General features: G+C 74.2%; 16 protein-coding genes. 8 read left to right on the top strand and 8 right to left on the bottom strand.

The window, feature by feature from the left end:
- The first annotated feature begins 53 nt into the window (after window positions 1-53).
- Window positions 54-605 carry a DUF3000 domain-containing protein gene (locus ACQP1P_RS08285; RefSeq protein WP_433084657.1) on the top strand — a complete coding sequence of 184 codons (552 nt, stop codon included), beginning with the start codon at window positions 54-56 and terminating at the stop codon, window positions 603-605.
- A gap of 39 nt (window positions 606-644) precedes the next feature.
- Here ACQP1P_RS08285 and ACQP1P_RS08280 read toward each other — a convergent pair whose 3' ends face one another.
- Window positions 645-1,478, bottom strand: coding sequence for a hypothetical protein (locus ACQP1P_RS08280; protein WP_433084655.1), 834 nt, complete (start codon window positions 1,476-1,478; stop codon window positions 645-647).
- Window positions 1,479-1,576: 98 nt separating this feature from the next.
- The gene (locus tag ACQP1P_RS08275) at window positions 1,577-2,443 is read right to left on the bottom strand and encodes a S1C family serine protease (protein WP_433084653.1); all 867 of its coding nucleotides are present in this window, start codon (window positions 2,441-2,443) and stop codon (window positions 1,577-1,579) included.
- 414 nt (window positions 2,444-2,857) lie between these two features.
- Between ACQP1P_RS08275 and ACQP1P_RS08270 the strand changes: the two genes are divergently transcribed.
- The 4 genes from ACQP1P_RS08270 to ACQP1P_RS08255 all read left to right on the top strand — a co-directional run bounded on the left by ACQP1P_RS08270 (window position 2,858) and on the right by ACQP1P_RS08255 (window position 8,740).
- Window positions 2,858-4,126 carry an HRDC domain-containing protein gene (locus ACQP1P_RS08270; protein ID WP_433084651.1) on the top strand — a complete coding sequence of 423 codons (1,269 nt, stop codon included), beginning with the start codon at window positions 2,858-2,860 and terminating at the stop codon, window positions 4,124-4,126.
- Window positions 4,127-4,206: 80 nt separating this feature from the next.
- Window positions 4,207-5,400 (top strand): thiolase family protein, encoded by a 1,194-nt coding sequence (locus tag ACQP1P_RS08265; protein ID WP_433084649.1) that lies wholly within the window; start codon window positions 4,207-4,209, stop codon window positions 5,398-5,400.
- Entirely contained in the window at window positions 5,397-7,490 is a 2,094-nt protein-coding gene (locus ACQP1P_RS08260; RefSeq protein WP_433084647.1) for a 3-hydroxyacyl-CoA dehydrogenase NAD-binding domain-containing protein, read from the top strand. The genes ACQP1P_RS08265 and ACQP1P_RS08260 overlap by 4 nt, the downstream gene beginning before the upstream one ends.
- A 107-nt stretch (window positions 7,491-7,597) precedes the next feature.
- Entirely contained in the window at window positions 7,598-8,740 is a 1,143-nt protein-coding gene (locus tag ACQP1P_RS08255) for a peptidoglycan DD-metalloendopeptidase family protein (protein WP_433084645.1), read from the top strand.
- Window positions 8,741-9,002: 262 nt separating this feature from the next.
- Here the strand turns inward: ACQP1P_RS08255 and ACQP1P_RS08250 are convergent, their stop codons facing one another.
- The gene (locus tag ACQP1P_RS08250) at window positions 9,003-9,521 is read right to left on the bottom strand and encodes a VOC family protein (RefSeq protein WP_433084643.1); all 519 of its coding nucleotides are present in this window, start codon (window positions 9,519-9,521) and stop codon (window positions 9,003-9,005) included.
- Window positions 9,522-9,651: 130 nt separating this feature from the next.
- Here ACQP1P_RS08250 and ACQP1P_RS08245 point away from each other — a divergent pair, with 130 nt between their 5' ends.
- The gene (locus ACQP1P_RS08245; protein ID WP_433084641.1) at window positions 9,652-10,470 is read left to right on the top strand and encodes a Clp protease N-terminal domain-containing protein; all 819 of its coding nucleotides are present in this window, start codon (window positions 9,652-9,654) and stop codon (window positions 10,468-10,470) included.
- 8 nt (window positions 10,471-10,478) lie between these two features.
- Complete coding sequence (locus ACQP1P_RS08240) at window positions 10,479-11,429, top strand: asparaginase (protein ID WP_433084639.1); 951 nt, start codon at window positions 10,479-10,481, stop codon at window positions 11,427-11,429.
- 135 nt (window positions 11,430-11,564) lie between these two features.
- Here ACQP1P_RS08240 and ACQP1P_RS08235 read toward each other — a convergent pair whose 3' ends face one another.
- Window positions 11,565-12,587, bottom strand: coding sequence for a hypothetical protein (locus ACQP1P_RS08235; protein ID WP_433084637.1), 1,023 nt, complete (start codon window positions 12,585-12,587; stop codon window positions 11,565-11,567).
- A gap of 64 nt (window positions 12,588-12,651) precedes the next feature.
- Here ACQP1P_RS08235 and ACQP1P_RS08230 point away from each other — a divergent pair, with 64 nt between their 5' ends.
- Window positions 12,652-13,233 (top strand): TetR/AcrR family transcriptional regulator, encoded by a 582-nt coding sequence (locus ACQP1P_RS08230; RefSeq protein WP_433084635.1) that lies wholly within the window; start codon window positions 12,652-12,654, stop codon window positions 13,231-13,233.
- Window positions 13,234-13,745: 512 nt separating this feature from the next.
- On the opposite strand, the gene ACQP1P_RS08225 is transcribed toward ACQP1P_RS08230, so the two are convergent.
- From ACQP1P_RS08225 to ACQP1P_RS08210, 4 genes are all read right to left on the bottom strand, one after another.
- Entirely contained in the window at window positions 13,746-14,720 is a 975-nt protein-coding gene (locus ACQP1P_RS08225; protein WP_433084633.1) for a hypothetical protein, read from the bottom strand.
- A 456-nt stretch (window positions 14,721-15,176) separates the two neighbouring features.
- Window positions 15,177-16,931: a diguanylate cyclase domain-containing protein gene (locus ACQP1P_RS08220; RefSeq protein WP_433084631.1), complete on the bottom strand. Its 1,755-nt coding sequence runs from the start codon at window positions 16,929-16,931 to the stop codon at window positions 15,177-15,179.
- Between the two features lie 81 nt (window positions 16,932-17,012).
- Entirely contained in the window at window positions 17,013-18,215 is a 1,203-nt protein-coding gene (locus ACQP1P_RS08215; protein WP_433084629.1) for a sensor histidine kinase, read from the bottom strand.
- Entirely contained in the window at window positions 18,212-18,877 is a 666-nt protein-coding gene (locus ACQP1P_RS08210) for a response regulator transcription factor (protein ID WP_433084627.1), read from the bottom strand. The genes ACQP1P_RS08215 and ACQP1P_RS08210 overlap by 4 nt, the downstream gene beginning before the upstream one ends.
- Window positions 18,878-18,933: the final 56 nt, after the last annotated feature.

Below are 18,933 nucleotides of genomic sequence, written 5' to 3'. Positions count from 1 at the left end.
CACGGGCGGCGCGGCGGCACCCCCTACGCACGTTTCCGTCTTAGTCTTCCGTTATGGCGCCATCGACCGCGACTCCCCCCACGTTCACCCGGGCGGTGGAGGATTTGCGCGCCGTGACCACCCGGCCGGAGATCACCCTCGAGGAGGTCCCGGCGCCGCAGCGGCTGGCTCCCTTCGCCCATGCCATCAGCGGCACCGTGCTGCGCCACGGCGACGAGGTGGCCACCGGCCGGCTGATCCTCCTGCACGACCCGGCCGGCCACGACGCGTGGGACGGCACGATGCGCCTGGTGACGTACGTGACCGCCGAGCTCGAGGCCGAACTGGCCACCGATCCGCTGCTGCCCGGCGTGGGCTGGAGCTGGCTGGTGGACGCGCTCGACGGGCACGCGGCGGCCTACACGGCGATCGGCGGCACGGTCACGCAGACGATGTCGACGCGCTTCGGCGACCTCGCGGGGCCGCCGGCCGCGGCCGATCTGGAGATCCGCGCCTCCTGGACGCCGACGACCGAGGACATGCAGTCCCACGTGCACGCGTGGTGCGCGCTGCTGGCGTCGACGGCCGGTCTGCCGCCGCCGGGAGTGACGGCCCTGCACGCATGAGAAAAGCCCCCGTCCGGCGACGGGGGCTTTCTCGAACTACTAAATCCCGAGGATGGTCTGCGCCTCGTTGCAGGGCTTGTCCATCTCGTTGATCTTGTTCTGCATCGTGGTCTTGTCGCCGGCGGCCGAGGCGTCGAGGGCCTCGAGCAGCAGCTTCAGGCACTGGCCGATGACGTCGCGCTGGCGCTTGGCCTCGGTGCTGTCGGCCTGGGTGCCGCGCAGATCCTGCTGGGACTTGGTGAGCTCGTCGGCCTTGGCCTGCAGGTCCTTCTTGGTCTGGTCGAGGTCCTTGTTGGACTGGTCGAGCGAGGCCTGACGCTGCGCCGACTGGGCCTCGGACTTGGTGAGCTTGTCCGACTTCTGGACGTACAGCCCGACGAAGACACCGGCCGCGATGACCGCCAGGGCCAGGAGGCTCGCGAGCAGCGGCACGGCGATGCCGCGCTTCTTCGGCGGCTCGGCCGGCGGGTAGATCGGCTGACCGGGGAAGCCGCTGGTGGGCGGGCTGGAGACCGGGCCGTAGGCCATCGGCGGGCCGGACATCGGCGGGCCCGACATGGGCGGCGCGGACATCGGCGGGGCCGGCTGCTGCATCGGGGCGGTCGGCGGGGCCGAGACCGAGGGGTCGAGGTTGTAGGAGGACTCGCCGTACGTCGGCAGCTGCGTGGTGCCCTGGTCGTGGAGGGGCTGCGGCTGCGGCGGCACGGGCTGGCCGTACTGCGGCGGCTGCTCGCCGTAGGGCGACTGGGGCGCGGCGGGGTAGCCGCCGACGGGGGCCTGGGGCGGCGGCGGGTACGCGCCGGCCGGGGCGTTCGGGTCGGGGAAGCCGTATCCCTCGTTCTGGTTCCCCTGGGGGCTGCCGGGGTATGTCATGTTCTCTTCCTCCTGGTGGTCCTGCCGGGCAGCGCCCCGGCGGGAGTCGTACAACCGGCGCGTCCGGGGGCGCCGGCGGGTGGTGCGGCCCCGCTGGGTCAGCAGACCGCCGGGACGGTTTCGCAGACCACGGAGATCGGGATGGCCAGGCCGATGCCTTCGGCCTGCTGGGCCTTCAGCGTCGCGACGCCGACCACCTCCTTCTTGGCGTTGAAGACGGGGCCACCGGAGTTGCCCGGGTTGATGGCCGCGTCGAACTGCATCAACGCCTCGCCGTTGAGCGTGCGGAACGCGCTGACGACGCCGGTGGTGACGGTGTCCTCGAGGCCCATCGGGGAGCCGATGACGAGGACGGGCTCGCCGACCTTCGGCACCGCGGCTGCGGGCGCGAGCTTGGTGAACTCCTCGTCGGTGTGCAGCACCGCGAGGTCCTTGTCCGGGTGGACCTCGATGATCTTGGCGGGGAACCGCTGGTCGGTGCGCTCGAGATTGACGTCCTTCTCGCCCTTCTCGTACGCGTCGGCGACCACGTGGTAGTTGGTGATGAGGTTCGTGCCGCCGCCCGAGGGGGCCTTGCCGACCGCGAACCCGGTGCCGATGGCGTATTTCGTGGTGACCCGGAAGACGCTGGGGCGCACGGACTCGGCGACCGCGGCGGCGTCGAGGCTGCCGCCGGTCTTCTGCTCGAGCTTGTCGGCGCGGTCCTCGAGCGTCTTGAGCCGGGCGGCGTCGTCGGTCGCGGCGGCCTTGGCGGTGGCGTTGGCCTTGTCGACCTTCTTCTCGAGGTCGATGATGAGCGCGGCCTGCACCCCGACGACGATGAGCAGCACGACGGCGAGCGCCAGCGCGATCCCGGCGAGGGGGCTGCGCCGGGGCGGGGCGGCCATCGGGGCCGGGCCCGCCGACACCGGCCAGGAGCTGGTGGGCTGCGGCGGAATGGAGCCGGTGGGGCTGGTGGGCGGCATCGCCCCGGTCTGGGTGATCCGAGGGGGAAGTGGACCGAGTCGTTCCGGGTCGTCGCCGGCCGCGTGCCGCGGGCGATCGTCGAATCCTTCGGAACTGCCGGAAGCCACCGGGTTGGAGGGGTCATACCCGGCCGTCATGCTTCTCGTTTCCTTCCTGTCACGGTTCCACCCGTTTCGCCGGAGTGCGAAGGGCGTCCGGCGATACCGCAGTCGGCCCTCACCCTAAACGGCGAGCACAAGTGCCGCGACCTCCGATGCAGCGTGTGTAAGTAACCGGACCGCTGGCGCACGGGAACCGTACCGGCTACACCGAGGGCCCGTCCGTCCCGTTCGCGGTGTCCGCGCGCACTCAAGAACGCCGACGCGCCGGACCGGCTGCACACAGGGACCTATGGCGCAACGTACGGTTGTCGCGTGACCGACGAACCCCCCATGCGGCGTCGGGACGAGGAGCCAGACAGTCCGGGCAATCCGGACCACAAGACCGAGCCCGTCCTGCTGACCGCCCCCCGAGACGGGACCCCCGAGCCGATCGCGGACCGGGCCGAGCTGGCGCGTGCCGTCGAACGGTTCGCCCAGGGCAGCGGCCCGGTGGCCGTTGACGCCGAGCGCGCCTCCGGCTACCGGTACACGCACCGCGCCTACCTGGTGCAGCTGCGACGAGCCGGAGCCGGCACGGTGCTCATCGATCCCCTGCCCTTCGGCCAGCTGCCCGAGCTCGACGAGGTGATCTCGCCAACCGAGTGGATCCTGCACGCCGCCAGCCAGGACCTGCCGTGCCTGACCGAGCTCGGGCTGCGCCCGACCCGGCTGTTCGACACCGAGCTGGCCGCGCGGCTGTGCGGGTTCGAGCGGGTCGGGCTGGCCGCGCTGACGGAGTCGCTGCTGGGGTACACCCTGGAGAAGCACCACTCCGCCGCCGACTGGTCGACGCGCCCGCTGCCCGCCTCCTGGCTGACGTACGCCGCCCTCGACGTCGAGCTGCTGCTCCAGCTGCGCGACACCCTCGCCGAGGAGCTGGCCAAGCAGGGCAAGACCGAGTGGGCCGCGCAGGAGTTCGCCGCGCTGGTCGCCTCGGCCGGGGATCCGCCGCGGGTGCGCGCCGATCCGTGGCGGCGCACCTCGGGCATCCACCGGGTCCGCGGCGCCCGCGCCCTGGCCCGCGTCCGCGCGCTGTGGACGGCCCGGGACGAGATCGCCCAGCGCCGCGACGCGAGCCCGGGCCGGGTGCTCGCCGACGCCGCGATCATCGCCGCGGCCGAGGCCGACCCGAAGGACGAGCGCTCGCTGCTGGCCCTGGCCGGCTTCGGCGGGCGCTCGGTGCGCCGGCTCGCCCCGACGTGGCTCACCGCGCTGTCCGACGCCCGCGCGCTGTCGGACAAGGAGCTGCCGACCACCCCGCCGTCGGAGGGGCCGCCCCCGCCGCACCGGTGGGCCGAGCGCGACCCGGTCGCGGCGGCACGGCTGGCGCGGTGCCGGGAGCTGGTGACCGCGCTCGCGGGCGCGCACCAGTTGCCGCCGGAGAACCTCATCACCCCGGATTCGGTACGCCGCCTGGCCTGGTCGCCCCCCGAGGAGCTCACGACGGACGCCGTCGCCGCGGTGCTCTCGGGCTACGGGGCCCGTCCGTGGCAGGTCGGCCTCGTGTCCCCGGGACTGACGGAGGCGCTCAAAGCGGTCTGAAACGGTGGTGAAAGGGTTCACAGCCCCCGGAGACCTACTGGCGAGTAACATGGCGGGTAATTCGTCGCTAGGAGGACTCTGTGCCCCGTGCTGTCCGCGACGTCGTCTTCGTCGACGGCGTGCGCACCCCGTTCGGCAAGGCCGGTGGGATGTATGCCAACACCCGCGCCGATGACCTGGTCATCCGCTGCATCCGCGAGCTGCTGCGGCGCAACCCGCAGCTGCCGCCGGAGCGTGTCGACGAGGTGGCCATCGCGGCCACCACGCAGACCGGTGACCAGGGTCTGACCATCGGCCGGACCGCGGCCCTGCTCTCCGGCCTGCCCAAGACCGTCCCCGGCTACGCCATCGACCGCATGTGCGCGGGCGCCCTGACCGCGGTGACCACCGTGGCCGGCGGCATCGCGTTCGGCGCCTACGACGTGGCCATCGCCGGCGGCGTCGAGCACATGGGGCGCCACCCGATGGGCGAGGGCGTCGACCCGAACCCGCGCATCCTCGCCGAGAAGCTCGTCGACCCGTCCGCGCTGGTGATGGGCTCCACCGCGGAGAACCTGCACGACCGGCTGCCCGGGATCACCAAGGAGCGGGCCGACCGGTTCGGCTACGCCTCGCAGGTGAAGACGGCCGCCGCCTACGCCGCCGGCAAGCTGCAGCCCGACCTGGTCAGCGTCGCCACCCGCGACCCGGAGACCGGCTGGGGCCTGGCGACCGTCGACGAGGCGCCGCGCGAGACCAGCCTGGAGAAGCTCGCGACCCTCAAGACGCCGTTCCGCCCGCACGGCCGGGTCACCGCGGGCAACGCGGCCGGCCTGAACGACGGCGCCACCGCGTCGATCATCGCGGCCGAGGAGGTGGCCCGCGAGCTCGGGCTGCCGGTCGGGATGCGGCTGGTGTCCTACGGCTTCGTCGGCGTCGAGCCCGAGGTCATGGGCTTCGGCCCGGTGCCCTCGACGGAGAAGGCGCTGCGGCTGGCCGGGCTCACCATCGACGACATCGGCCTGTTCGAGCTCAACGAGGCGTTCGCCGTGCAGGTGCTCGCCTTCCTCGACCACTTCGGCATCGCCGACGACGACCCGCGGGTGAACCCGTGGGGCGGCGCGATCGCCGTGGGTCACCCGCTCGCCTCCTCGGGCGTGCGGCTCATGACGCAGCTTTCGCGGCAGTTCGCCGAGCGGCCCGACGTGCGCTACGGCCTCACCGCCATGTGCGTCGGCATCGGCATGGGCGCGTCCGTGATCTGGGAGAACCCGAACTGGGAGGGCGACAAGTGACCGCCGGCAACTCGGCTCAGGCAGCGCTGACGAACCCGAACGAGGTCGTGACGAAGGCGCTGCTACGCTTCGTGACCCTGCCGAGCCGCGAGCGGGCCGCGCTCATCACGCTCGACAACGGCTTCGACCACACCAAGCCCAACGCGTTCGGCCCGGGCGGCCTGGCGAGCCTGGAGGCCGCGATCGACGAGGCCATCGCGGCCGCGCCGAAGTTCATCGCGCTGACCGGCAAGCCCTACATCTTCTGCGTCGGGGCGGACATCACCGCGATGCCGCTGCTGACCGAGCACGCGCAGGCGGTGGAGCTGGGCCGGTTCGGTCACCGGGTCTTCAAGAAGTTCAAGGATTCCCCGGTACCGACCTTCGCCTTCATCAACGGCGCGGCGATGGGCGGCGGCCTCGAGGTCGCGCTGCACTGCCATTACCGGACCGTCTCGTCCGGCGCCGCGGCCCTCGCCCTGCCCGAGGTCGCGATCGGCCTCGTGCCCGGCTGGGGCGGCACCCAGCTGCTGCCCAACCTCATCGGCATCGCCCCGGCCGCGCAGGTCATCCTGCAGAACCCGCTCACCCAGAAGCAGCTCAAGCCGGCCCAGGCGCACGAGTTCGGCATCGCCGACGCGATCTTCGAGCCGGCCGACTACCTCGAGCGCTCCCTGGCGTGGGCCGAGGGCGTGGTCGACGGTGAGATCACCGTGACCCGGCCCGAGATCGACCGGGACATGTGGGACGGGGTGCTGTACTTCGCCAAGCACCAGCTCGACGAGCGCCTCCACGGCGCGGTGCACTCCGCGAACAAGGCCCTCGAGCTGCTCGCGCTGGCCAAGGACGCCTCGTTCGAGGACGGCACGGCGGCCGAGGACGAGGCGCTGGCCGGCCTCATCATGGGCGACCAGGCCCGGGCCAGCCTCTACGCCTTCGACCTGGTGCAGCGGCGCGCGAAGCGGCCGGCGGGCGCCCCGGACCGGAACCTGGCCCGGGACGTCACCAAGGTCGGCATCGTCGGGGCCGGCCTCATGGCCTCCCAGCTGGCGCTGCTGTTCGTGCGGCGGCTCGAGGTCCCGGTCGTGCTCACCGACCTCGACCAGCAGCGCGTCGACAAGGGCGTCGGCTATGTCCACGCCGAGATCGACAAGCTGGTGAGCAAGGGGCGCCTGGACGCGGGCCGGGCCGCGAAGTACAAGGGGCTCATCGGCGGCTCGGTCGACAAGGCCGCGTTCGCCGACGCCGACCTGGTGCTGGAGGCGGTCTTCGAGGACCTGAAGGTCAAGAAGCAGGTGTGGGCCGAGGTCGAGGCCATCGTCCGCGACGACTGCGTCCTGGCCACCAACACATCCTCGCTGTCGGTCACCGAGATGGCCGCCGACCTCGCCCACCCGGAGCGGGTCGTCGGGCTGCACTTCTTCAACCCGGTCGCGATGATGCCGCTGCTGGAGATCGTGCGCGCCGACCGGACCGACGACGCGACCCTCGCGACCGCGTTCGCCGTCGGCAAGGCGTTGAAGAAGTCGGCGGTACTGGTCAAGGACGCTCCGGCCTTCGTCGTCAACCGGCTGCTGACCCGCTTCCTCGGCGTGGTCACCGCCGCGGTCGACAACGGCACCCCGATCGAGGTCGCCGACGCCGCGCTCGACCCGCTGGGCCTGCCGATGCGCCCGATGGCGCTGCTGAGCATGGTCGGCCCGGCCGTCGCGCACCACGTCGCCGAGACGCTGCACCACGCGTTCCCGGACCGCTTCGGCGTCTCGGCCAACCTGGCCCGGGTCGTCGAGGCCGGCAAGCGGGGCTTCACCGACGCCGAGGGCAACCCCGACCCCGAGGTCCTCGCCCTGCTGGAGGTCGGCGACGCCCCGTCGACCGCCGAGCAGCTGCGGGCCGAGGCGACCGAGGCGCTCGCCCGCGAGATCCGGCTCATGCTCGACGAGGGCGTCGTCGCCGACCCGCGCGACATCGACCTGTGCATGATCCTCGGCGCGGGCTGGCCGTTCCACCTGGGCGGCGTCACGCCGTACCTGGACCGGGAGGGCATCTCCGAGAAGGTGACGGGCGCTCGCTTCCTGCCCGACGGTGCGGCAAACGCCCCGAAAGAGTGAATCAATCCTGAAATATCGGACCGTGCACCCCGCCCGCGCCTAGCGTTGGCGGGGTTCGCGGTCCCCCCGGCCCGAGCGCGGAGCCAGCTCGATCCCGGGGGTGCACCATGCGCAAAACGATCTTCGTCGTGGCCGGCCTGCTGACGGCCGCACTGGTGCCCCCGTCCGGCGCCCAGGCCGCGAGCGTCGGCGCCACGGTCGTCTCGCCCAAGCGCCCGCTGAACGTCCGCGCCGGCGCGGCGGTCTGGACCCGCTCTTTGCGCACGCTGCCCAACGGCACCGCGGTCGCCATCGAGTGCCAGGTCAAGGGCCAGCTCATCGACCAGGGCCCGGTCCGCGTCACCGACCAGTGGGACCGGCTCACCGACGGCTCGTTCATCAGCGACGCGTGGGTGCGCCGCCCGCAGGCCGCCCCGCCCCCGTGCACGGCGGAGCAGCTGACCGCCGCGCCCGCCGCCGCTCCCGGCGCCCCGACGACCGCCGGCACGGTGGCGTCGGGCGCCATCCCGCTGAAGACCCGCGGCGGCCCGGCCCGCAGCGCGATCCTCTACGCCGGGCTGCCCAACGGCACCCCGCTCAACATCGCGTGCCAGGTCCAGGGCGAGCAGATCACCGGCACCATGCGCGCCACCGCGATGTGGGACCGCCTCGACTCCGGCGCGTACGTCTCCGACGCCTACGTCAACCGCGGCGCCACCCCGCCGTCGTGCACCGCCCCCGCCGCGGCCCCGCCGGCCGCCGCCCCGGCCCCCGCGGCCGCCCCCCAGACCGCCGGCGCCCCCGTCGCCGAGGCCGGCCGCTGGGTGAGCCCGCTGCCCGGCTTCTCGGCCCGGCCCGGCTTCCGCACCCCGACGAACCCCAACCACGTGGGCGTCGACATCATGTCGTTCGTCGGCACCCCGATCCACGCGGCGTCGGCCGGCACCGTGCTCGAGGTCGTGTGCAACATCGAGGCCGGCCACAGCTGCGACCAGACGGGCAGCGCCTCGGTCGGCGGCTGCGGCTGGTACGTGAAGATCCAGCACGCCGGCGGCATCTCGACCCTGTACTGCCACATGGTCCGCAAGGGCGTCGTGAAGCCCGGCCAGAAGGTCGCGGCCGGACAGGTGATCGGCTACGTCGGCAGCTCCGGCAACTCCTCCGCCCCGCACCTGCACTTCGAGGTCCACGTGAACACCCCGCCGACCTCGCCGGGCAACGCGATCGACCCGCTGCCCTTCATGCGCACGCACGGCGCGCCGATCGGCTGAGCCCGCCGCGGTCCCCTCGCCCGCGAGGCCGCGACAGCGCCCCACGGCGCACGTCAGACAGCACCCACGGCGCACGACAGACAGCACCCCACGGCGCACGTCAGGCAGCACCCCACGGCACACGTCAGGCAGCACCCCACGGCACACGTCAGGCAGCACCCCACGGCACACGTCAGGCAGCACCCCACGGCGCACGCCAGGCAGCACCCCACGGCACACGTCAGACAGCGTGCCGTGGGGTGCGGGGCGCCCGCGCCGGGGCTCAGCCGGCCGGCAGGCGGCTGACGACGCTGTGCGCGCGGCCGCTCAGCTCCCGGTCCAGGGTCTCCTGGGCGTCGCGCATCGCGTCGGCGTACCGCGGTTCGGCGAGCCGCCGCACCCCCTCCTCGGGTGCGACGTCCTCGACCACCGCGCTGATCCACCAGATGTTGCCGAACGGGTCGCGAATCCGGCCGCCCCGCTGGCCGAAGGCCTGCGTGGCCGCCGCGGTGACCACGCGGGCCCCGGCGGCGACCCCGCGCTCGATCGTCCGGTCGGCGTCGGCGACGAAGACCCGCAGCAGCGACGGCATCGCCGGCCAGTCGGGCAGCCGGTCGAAGGCGAGCAGGACGGTGTCGCCGACGCGGATCTCGGCGTGCCCGATCGTGCCGTCCTCCAGCCGGACGCGGCCCGTCTCGACCCCGTCGAACACCGCGGTGACGAAGTCCAGCAACCGCCCGGTGTCGGGCGTGACGATCCACGGCGCGACGGTCGTGTACCCGGGCGGTGGGGTGCTGCTCATGAAGATCTCCCTCGTGTCGTGGCGGAACTTCGGCCCACGCTAGGGCCGGTTCAGGCCGGTTCCCGTCCTATACCGGGGCCGAGCCGCCGCGTCGCTCGACGTATAACCCCATGCGGGGTATATCTGACGGGTGCCGAAAATCAACGTCTACCTCCCCGACGAGCTCGCCGAGGCGGTCAAGGCCACCGGCATCCCGGTCTCGGCCATCTGTCAGCGCGCGCTCGAGCAGGCCGTGCGGAGGGTGACCGCGATCCGCGAGACGGTCCTCGGCGACCTCGACGACGCTGCGCTGGCCGCCCGCCTGCCGCACTTCACCGCCCGCGTGCGCACCGTGCTGCGCCTGGCCGCCGAGCGCGCGACGGCCGAGCGGGCCCCGGCCGTCGGCACCGCCCACCTGTTGACCGGCATCGTCGCCGAGGGCGGCAACCTGGCCCTGCACGTCCTGCGCGCGATCGACATCGAGCCGCCGGCGGTCGCGGCGGCGATGAGCGCGACCCCCGAACCGGCCGAACCCACGCACGGCCACCGGCCCAGCGCCCCAGCCGCAGCGACGAACGCGACCCCCGAACCGGCCGAACCCACGCACGGCCGCCGGCCCAACGCCCCAGCCGCGGCGACGAACGCGACGCCCCAACCGGCCGAACCCGCGCACGGCCGCCGATTCAGCGCCCCGGCGGCGGCGGCGCTGGAGCTCGCGGTCACCGAGGCGACCGCGCTGGGCCACAACTACGTCGGCTGCGAGCACCTGCTCCTGGGCCTGGTCGCCGAGCCGGACGGCGCGGCCGGTCAGGCCCTGCGCGCCCTGGGCGCGGAGCTGCGCCTGACCCGCCGCGCCGTGACCGCGGCGCTGGCCGGCTACGTCCACCTGCAGGCCCAGTCCCCCACCCTGGAGTCCGCCCTGGCCCCGCTGCTGGAGCGCATCGAGCGGCTGGAGCAACGACTCCGATGACCCGCCGCGTGCTCCTGCTGGCATCCAAGGACACCATCGCGTACCGCACCAGCTCCATCGCCACCGGCGCCGCCCTCCTCGCCGCCGCCACCCCGCCGGCCGGCGTCGACGTCACGGTCGAGGACGTCCTGGCCGAGCCCGGGTGGGACGCCTCCCCCGCGACGATGGCCGCGGCCGCGCGCCGCGTCCGCGCGGCCCTCGGCGAGGAGGGCTTCCACGGCGTCGTCGCGACCCACGGCACCGACACGCTGGAGGAGGCGGCCTACCTGACCGACCTCGTCGCGGGCCCGGCCGGCGACCCGGGCACGGCCCGGGGCGCCATCGTCTTCACCGGCGCCCTGCACCCGCTCGACGCCCCGGACAGCGACGGCCCCGCCAACCTGACGGCCGCCCTGGCCGCCGCGGCGGACCCGGCCACGGCCGGCCTCGGCGCGCTCGTCTGCCTCGACGGGGAGCTGCACGCGGCCGCCCGGGTGCGCCAGGCCGCCACGGCGCGCCCGGGCGCGTTCACCTCCGCCCCGCACGGGCCGCTCGGCCGCGTGCGCGGCGGCCGCGTCACCCTGACCGCCGCGGCGCCCCCGCGCCCCCCGTCGCCGCCGGGCGAGCCGGAGACGAACGTGGCACTGGTCAAGGCGTACCCGGGGATCGGCCCGGCGCCGCTCGTCGCCGCCACCGACGCCGGGGCGCGGGGCGTGGTGCTGGAGGGCACCGGCGCGCTCAACGTTCCCGTCCCCCTGCTGGGCACCGTCGCCGACCTGGTCTCCTGGGACATCCCGGTCGTCGTGACCTCCCGCGCCCGAACGGCCGGGCCGCCCCGCCTCCCCGACGGGCTGGCGGCCAGCGTCGGCGCCATCCTCGCCCCGCGGCTGACCGCCGGGAAGGCCTGGGCCGCGCTCATGGTCGCGCTGGGCGCCGAGGGCGGCGTCGCGGCCGCGCGCGACTACTTCGCCCGGCTCTGAGCATGCCCCCAGCCAGGCACGGCTGGTCGCGACCACTTCGCCCGGCTCTGACCGGCCCTCGGCCAGGGTCACGGCCGGTCGGAGCCACCGGAGCCCGTGGGCCGCGCCAGGCGGCCCTCGAACAACACCTCGCGGCTACTCCGCCCTGAGCCCGCTCCTGCTCAGCGCGCGGGCGCGGCCGTAGTCGGCGAGGGCGTGGAACGCGGCCTTCGGCGTCCACGAGCCGTCCGGCAGCACCCGCACGATCCCGCGCGCGGCCAGGTCGAAGTCGCGAACGGGGTCCCCGGTGGTGGGCAGGTGCCGGTTCGCGAACGTGTAGACGAACGCCGCGTCCGCGCCGCCGGCCTCGTAGTCGCGCAGCAGGTCCAGGATGTAGCGGGCCTGGCCCTCCTCGTCGCGCTCCAGCCCGGGCGTGATCGTCGCGGCCGTGCCGTGCTCGTCGTACGTCACCGGCTCCGCGGCCCCCGCGACCTCCCCCGCGCCGCGGAACGTGCAGCAGCCGAACTCGGTCGCGGCGTACGGCTTGCCCTGCCCCACCGCCGCCGCCAGGCTCTGCGGGAACGCCGCGGCGTTGGTCGCGTCGCGGTAGCCGGCGTCACTCGCGATGATGTCGAACGGCGCCCAGTCCACGGCCTCCAGCGGGATCGAGGCGTAGCCGACGGGCCCGCCGAAGCGCTCCCGCACGGCGGGCACGGCCTCGGCGAGGAAGTCGTGCACGGCGGCCCGCGCGGCCGGGACCGCCTCGCGCATGCGCATCGGGTCGGTGAACAGCGCCATGCGCTCGGGCAGGTCGCGGCCCGGCAGGAAGCCGTCGGTGAACATGGCGATCTCGGAGCCGGTGAGGAAGACGACCCGCGCCCCGGTGCGCCGCAGCCGCTCGGCCCGCTCGGCGCCGTCGAGCACGAACGCCAGGAGCGCGTCGCGGTCGAGGCCGTTGGTGAACGGGCAGTACCACACCTCGAGCCCGGCCTCGGCCGCCAGCCGCGCGGCCAGTTCGAGCCGGTCCTGCACGCCGCCCGTGATCCGTACCGCGTCGCAGTGCAGCTCGTCGCTGATGACGCGCAGGTCGCGCCGGACGGTCTCGGGGTCCCACGGCTCGTGGGTCGTGGTCCCGCCGCTGACGAAACCGGTGTCGTAGTTCATGCCGAAGACGCGCATCGCCCAACCCTTCAAATACGGTACGGCCAGTACCTTATAGGGTACGTCCAGTACCCTGCAAGGCATGACCACGAGACGCCGGGGCGCCGAGCTGGAGGAGGCGATCCTGCGCGCGGCCGCGGACGAGCTGCGCGAGTCCGGCTACGCGGGCATGACCATGGACCGGGTCGCCGCCCGGGCCGGGACCAACAAGAACGCGATCTACCGCCGGTGGCCGCATCGGGCGGCCCTGGGCATCGCGGCGTACCGCCACCTCTCCGACGCCGTGATGCCGAACCCGGACACGGGAACGCTGCGGGGCGACGCCCTGGAGATGCTGCGCCGGGCCAACGAGACCTGGTCGTCCCCGCACGGCGCCATCCTGCGCGGGCTCCTGGCCGCCGCGGCCGACGACCCGGCGCTGCTCGACCTCATGCGCGAGCGCTCGGGCGCGGCGACGATGGACCGGGTCTGGCTGGCCATGCTCGAACGCGCCGTGGCACGCGACGAGGCGCCGCCCGCAGCCGCGCACCCGCGCGTGGCGGCGACCCCGATGATGCTGCTGCGCGCCGAGTACGCGATGCGCGGCATCCCCACCGTCCCCGACGAGGTGCTGGTCGAGATCGTCGACGAGGTCTTCCTGCCCCTCGTCCGCGGCCGCGCCTGAGCCCGGCGCACGCCACCCGCGCGGCACGCACCGGCACCGCGCGAACCCGAACCCGCGCACAGCGCCACCCGCGCGCCAGCCGCGCGGGCCTCGGCACCCAGCACCGCGCGAACCCGAACCCGCGCACAACGCCACCCGCGCGCCAGCCGCGCGGGCCTCGGCACCCAGCACCGCGCGAACCCGAACCCGCGCACAACGCCACCCGCGCGCCAGCCGCGCGGGCCTCGGCACCCAGCACCGCGCGAACCCGAACCCGCGCACAACGCCACCCGCGCGGCAGCCGCGCGCGCCACGGCACCCAGCACCGCGCGAACCCGAGCCCGAGCCCGACGCACGCCACCCGCGCGGCGCGCACCCGGCACAGCGCAGCCCGAGCCCGCGCATAGCGCAGCCCGAGCCCGCGCATAGCGCAGCCCGAGCCCGCGCACAGCGCCGCCCGAGCCAGCGCAACGCGACAAGCGCGGCAACACCGTGGGGGCCTCGCGGCACGCGCGCGCCGGGCGGGAAGCCGCTCAGCCGCCGCCGAGGTGCGGCAGGGCCCGCGCGGCCGCCTGCACCGCGGCGACCGCCGCCTCCACCGCCTCGTCCGGCCCGCCCGGGCGCACGGTCAGGTGCACCTCGTAGGCCAGCGGCGCGTCGGCGACGACCGGCACCCATTTGAAGCGGTCCGCGTGCCGCCCCCCGAACTCCATCCCCGCCTTGAACGGCAGCGCCACGTCCGAGGGCACCACGAGCACCCGGCCGTCCCAGCGCGCCGCGGTCTCGTGGCGCAGGCGCAGCACGGCGGCCGCGGTGTCCGCCGTCGGCCGCCCGGCGCCGCCGCCGGAGTGCCGGTCCAGGCCCCACGCCGCCCGGCGGTCCTCGGGGACGCCGGTGAGGTGCGAAATCGGACGGTACCGCCGCAGCAGCTCCGGCAGCGCCAGCCGCACGCCCGGGAAGTGCGCCGCGGGGACCATGGCCTCCAGGCGCGCCGTGTAGAGGCGCACCGAGCGGCCGCCCGCCGCCGCGGGCGCGCCGATGAGCAGCGCGTGCCGGTGGAGCTCCGGGGCGGCGTGCCGATGGGGTTCGAGGTATTCGACGGCGACCCGTGGTCGCCCGAACCGCTCGGCCAGCCGCGCCTGCGCGGGGGCGACGAACGCCGCGTGGTGGGGCAGGCACGCCAGCCGCGGCAGCCCGTCGCCGGGGCCGGGCCGGCGCATCAGCTCGTATTCGCCGACGACGCTGCGGGCCGCCCGCTCGAAGTCCCGCCCGCGCTCGGTCAGGCGCAGCTGCCCGCGGTTGCCCTCGAAGAGCGGCTCCCCGCACCAGCGCTCGATGCGGGCGATGGTCTTGCCCACCAGTTGCCGCGCGTAGGGCCGGTCCCGCAGGTGCGACGGCCGCGTCGGCGACAGCGCCTCCGCCGCCTTCGTGTGCTGGCGGTGCTCGGCGACGGCGAGGAACACGCGGCACTCCCACTCGTCGGGAGCCACGTCATCGCTGACGGCCATGTCCGCAGAACCTAGAAGGCGCGCGGGCACCGGCGGAAGCCGGAGACCGGATTTTCGCCACAGGGGCAAAAACCGCCCATACCCCCTTGCGTTCGTGACCGTCGGTTACCTGACGTATCAGGGACTTCGTGACGCTGCGTGAGATAGACCGTAACGCGACGCCGCTTCCGAGCGTGTTACACGGTCAGTAGAGGGCGGATCACTCTACGCCGGGTGATCGAACCACTCGGGTGCGCACGCCTTCGGCAACTACGGTGCGCACGCGCGGCGGGAGCGGTAGACAGGTGAGCGGCGGCGGGTACGCAACCGAGGGGGACCAGGTGACACCCACACGCGTCACGGCGCTGACGATCGAGCTCGTGCAGCGGGGCGCCGTGCGCACCACGCTGACCGTCCGCTCCCCCGCCCCGCCCGTCGCGAGCCCCCCGGCGACGCCGCTGGTCCCGGTCGCCGCGGTCAGGCCCGATGCCGTCCCGGCCGGTCGCGGCCGTTCTTGACCGCGTACATCGCCTGGTCGGCCGTGTGCAGCACCGCGTCCGGGTCCTCGCCCGGCCCCGCCAGGTGCACGCCGATGCTCGCCCCGATCCGGACCTCCTCGCCCTGGATCACGAACGGCGCGTCCGCGCAGGCCCGCAGCCGGGCGACGACCGAGTGCGTCTCGTCCTCGGTGCCGACCCCGGGCAGGAGCAGCACGAACTCGTCCCCGCCGACCCGGGCCAGCACGTCGACCGGCCGCAGGCAGCCGCTCAGCCGCGCCCCGACCTGCCGCAGCAGCTCGTCGCCGGCCTCGTGGCCGAGCTCGTCGTTGACCGGCTTGAAGCCGTCCAGGTCGACGAAGAGCACCGCGACCGGCTCGGCCGCCAGCGAGTCGGCGAGGCGCTGCTGGAGCCGGCGCCGGTTGGGCAGGCCGGTCAGCGGGTCGTGGTGGGCGTCGTGGGCGAGGCGGTCCTGCATCTCGCGGGAGTCGGTGATGTCCCGGGCGTTGATCACCACGCCGTCGAGGGCCGGGTTGTGCAGCTGGTTGGAGGCGGTGAGGTCGAACCAGCGGTAGTCGCCGCCGGCCTGGCGCACCCGGACCTGCAGGCGCTCCAGGGCGCCCTTCTCCCCGGCCAGGGCCGCGAACCGCTCGCGCAGGTGCTGGCGCTCGTCCGGGTGGACGATCTCGAAGACCGGGGTGCCCACGCGCGTGACGCCGAGGATGCGCCGGCCGCTCGGGCTGGCGTACTCCACCCGCCCCTCGTCGTCGAGCACCACCACGACGTCGGGGGCGTGCTCGACCAGGGCCGAGAAGCGCTCCTCGGCTCGGCGGCGGACGAGCTGCGAGCGGTACCCGAGGACGGCCAGCCCCGCGACCCCGACGAGCAGCATGGTGAGCAGCGCCAGGTTGATGGTCAGGCTGCGGTTGCGCACCGGCCCGTCGAAGGCGGCCGTGGACTGCGTGCGCACGTAGGCCCAGCCGCCCGGCAGCCCGCCGTGCACCGTGGCGATCATCGCGTGGCCGCGCTCGGAGTACGTGACGAACACCGAGCCGGTGGAGGTGACCTTCGCGGCGACCGCCGGGTCCACGCGGCCGCCGAGCCGGGCCGGGTCGCTGGACGCGCCGATCACCCCCGCGGCGTCCACGAGCAGCGAGACGTGCGAGTCGTCCTTGAGCTCGACGAGGTACTCCTGCAGCTGGCTCTTCGTCAGGGGCACGAACCCGTACAGGATCGCCGCCGGCTGGCTGCCCACGACGACGGGCACGGCCACCGCCTGCACCAGGGTGCCGCGCACCGTCATGATCGAGGAGAACCCGGGCCGGCCGAGCGCGAGCGAGGAGATGAGCGGCTTGAACGCGGCCGACAGCGGATCGGGGAACATGGTCGCGGGGCCGCTGGCGCTGAGCGCGTTGCCGGTCAGGTCGGTGAGCATGAGCCCGTAGCCGAACGACGGCGACTTCTTCGCGTACTCCTGCAGCGCCGCCGCGTCGCCGGGGTCACCGGGCGTCATCGACAGCGGGTGGCTGGTGGCGAAGTCGTTGAGCTCCTTGGCCGAGACGAGCAGCACCTGCGCGGCGAGGCTGCCGTTGTTGGTGGCCAGGGCGAGGGAGTCGGCGCGGTGCACGGTCTCGGCCGCCCGCAGCGCGGAACGGTTCACCGAGATGCCGACGGCGCCGATGGCCAGCAGCAGCGCGACGCTGACACCGACGACCAGCCAGCTGCGCAGCCGCATCCGACCCGCCTCCAACGCATCCGGGGCAACGCAGGACAGATCGGCCCGCCGCGCGGGGGTTCTGAGCGCAAGTGCCCGCCGTCACACGACGGGGACGGGCGCGGTGCCGCTCAGCACCGGGGTGACCGCGGCGGCCGGCAGCGAGACGGTGACCTCCAGCCCGCCGCCGTCGAGGGCGACCGCGGAGACGCCGCCGCCGTGCGCCTCGCACACGGCCCGCACGATCGACAGCCCGAGCCCGGTGCCGCGGGCGCCGGTGCGCTCCCGCCCGCCGCGGCGGAACGGCTCGAACAGGGCGGGCAGGTCGGCCGGCTCGACCTCGAAGCCGGTGTTGCCCACCACGAGCCAGGCGAGCGTCTCGTCGGTGCCGGTGCGCACCCAGATCCGCCCGGCGAGATGGTTGTACCGCACCGCGTTCTCGATGAGATTGCCCGCCAGCCGCTCCAGCAGCCCCGGGTCCCCGACCACGTTGGCCGGCGCCAGGTCGGTGCTGACGTCGAGGTTGAGCCGCTTGACCTCCTTGCCCATCGCCGACAGGGCGACGGTGACCCCGGTGGCCAGGTCGGTGCTCACCTTGCGGCCGAGCCGCCGCCCGGCCTGGGCCTCGGTGCGGGCCAGCAGCAGCAGCGACTCGACCAGCGCGTTGGCCCGCATCGAGGCGTCGCGCACGACCGTGGCCATGCGGCGGTACTCCGTGACGTCCGCCTCCGGGTCGGCGAGCGTCACGTCGACCTCGGTGCGCATCACGGCCAGCGGGGTGCGCAGCTCGTGGGAGGCGTTGGCCACGAAGCGTTTCTGGGTCTCGAACGCGGCCGTGATGCGGTCGAGCATCGCGTCGAAGGTCTTCGCGAGCTCGGCCACCTCGTCGTCGGCCCCGTCGTAGTTGATCCGCGCGTCGAGGGACTCCCCGGAGAGGCGCTGGGCCGTGGTGGTGACCCGCTGCAGCGGCCGCAGGGAGCGCCCGGCCACGACGTAGGCGCCCGCGACCCCGACGGCCCCGATGAGCAGCAGCGCGAGGCTGCCACGGGTCAGCAGCTCCCACTCGGCGGAGTCGACGAGGTCCGTCTGCCAGGTGTGCGCGTCGACCTCGGTGCCGTCGGCCAGCACCACCCTGGTCCCGGGCTGCAGCTGGTCGGCGGGCTTGAGCGCGCCGTCGACCAGGATGTAGGCCAGCACGACCAACACCAGCCCGGCCCCGACGAGCAGGATGCCGTTGAGCAGCGTGAGCCGCAGGCGCAAGGTCGGGCGGAAGACGGCGGTGCGGCGGGCGTCGTAGATGGTCATTGGGGCGGCCGCGTCCGGTATCCGGCGCCGACCACGGTCTCGATGAGCGCCGGCTCGCCGAGCTTCTTGCGCAGCGTCATCATCGTGACCCGCACCGTCGTGGTGAACGGGTCGGCGTTGGCGTCCCAGACCCGCTCCAGCAGCTCCTCGCTGGAGACCACCGCGCCGCGGGCCTTGAGCAGCTCCTCGAGCAGCCCGAACTCCTTGCGGGTGAGGTCCAGCGGCTGCCCGGCCCGGGTCGCGACCCGCTTGGCCTGGTCGAGGACGAGGTCGGCGATGGTGAGCACGGGCGGCGCGGCCGGGGTGGCGCGCCGGCCCAGGGCCTGCACCCGGGCGACGAGCTCGTCGAAGGCGAACGGCTTGGGCAGGTAGTCGTCGGCGCCGATCTGCAGGCCCTCGACCCGGTCGGCGACGCTGCCGCTGGCGGTGAGCATCAGCACCCGGGTCAGCGCGCCGGAGGCGACCAGGTCGGCGCAGATGTCGTCGCCGTGCATGCCGGGCAGGTCGCGGTCGAGCACCACGACGTCGTAGCGGGTGACCATCGCCATCTCGTGCCCGGCGGTCCCGTCGTAGGCGACGTCGACGGCCATGCCCTGCCGCCGAAGTCCCCGGACGATCGCGTCGGCGAGATTCGTCTCGTCCTCGATCACGAGCACGCGCACGCCCTTCACCCCCAGCCGAATCCGGGCCATTGTGGTTCACGGGACGTGAAGTTCCC

It is taken from the genome of Dactylosporangium sp. CA-052675 (assembly GCF_050947935.1).
Classification (GTDB): domain Bacteria; phylum Actinomycetota; class Actinomycetes; order Mycobacteriales; family Micromonosporaceae; genus Dactylosporangium.
The sequence above is the reverse complement of the archived record's forward strand: the minus strand, read 5'-3'. Positions and strand labels throughout refer to the sequence as shown.

Bases quoted from the DNA above. Each gene is read 5' to 3' on its own strand.
- ACQP1P_RS08285 (WP_433084657.1), top strand. From the start codon at position 54: ATGGCGCCATCGACCGCGACTCCCCCCACGTTCACCCGGGCGGTGGAG.
- ACQP1P_RS08280 (WP_433084655.1), bottom strand. From the start codon at position 1,478: ATGACATACCCCGGCAGCCCCCAGGGGAACCAGAACGAGGGATACGGC.
- ACQP1P_RS08275 (WP_433084653.1), bottom strand. From the start codon at position 2,443: ATGCCGCCCACCAGCCCCACCGGCTCCATTCCGCCGCAGCCCACCAGC.
- ACQP1P_RS08255 (WP_433084645.1), top strand. From the start codon at position 7,598: ATGCGCAAAACGATCTTCGTCGTGGCCGGCCTGCTGACGGCCGCACTG.
- ACQP1P_RS08250 (WP_433084643.1), bottom strand. From the start codon at position 9,521: ATGAGCAGCACCCCACCGCCCGGGTACACGACCGTCGCGCCGTGGATC.
- ACQP1P_RS08235 (WP_433084637.1), bottom strand. From the start codon at position 12,587: ATGCGCGTCTTCGGCATGAACTACGACACCGGTTTCGTCAGCGGCGGG.
- ACQP1P_RS08230 (WP_433084635.1), top strand. From the start codon at position 12,652: ATGACCACGAGACGCCGGGGCGCCGAGCTGGAGGAGGCGATCCTGCGC.
- ACQP1P_RS08225 (WP_433084633.1), bottom strand. From the start codon at position 14,720: ATGGCCGTCAGCGATGACGTGGCTCCCGACGAGTGGGAGTGCCGCGTG.
- ACQP1P_RS08220 (WP_433084631.1), bottom strand. From the start codon at position 16,931: ATGCGGCTGCGCAGCTGGCTGGTCGTCGGTGTCAGCGTCGCGCTGCTG.
- ACQP1P_RS08215 (WP_433084629.1), bottom strand. From the start codon at position 18,215: ATGACCATCTACGACGCCCGCCGCACCGCCGTCTTCCGCCCGACCTTG.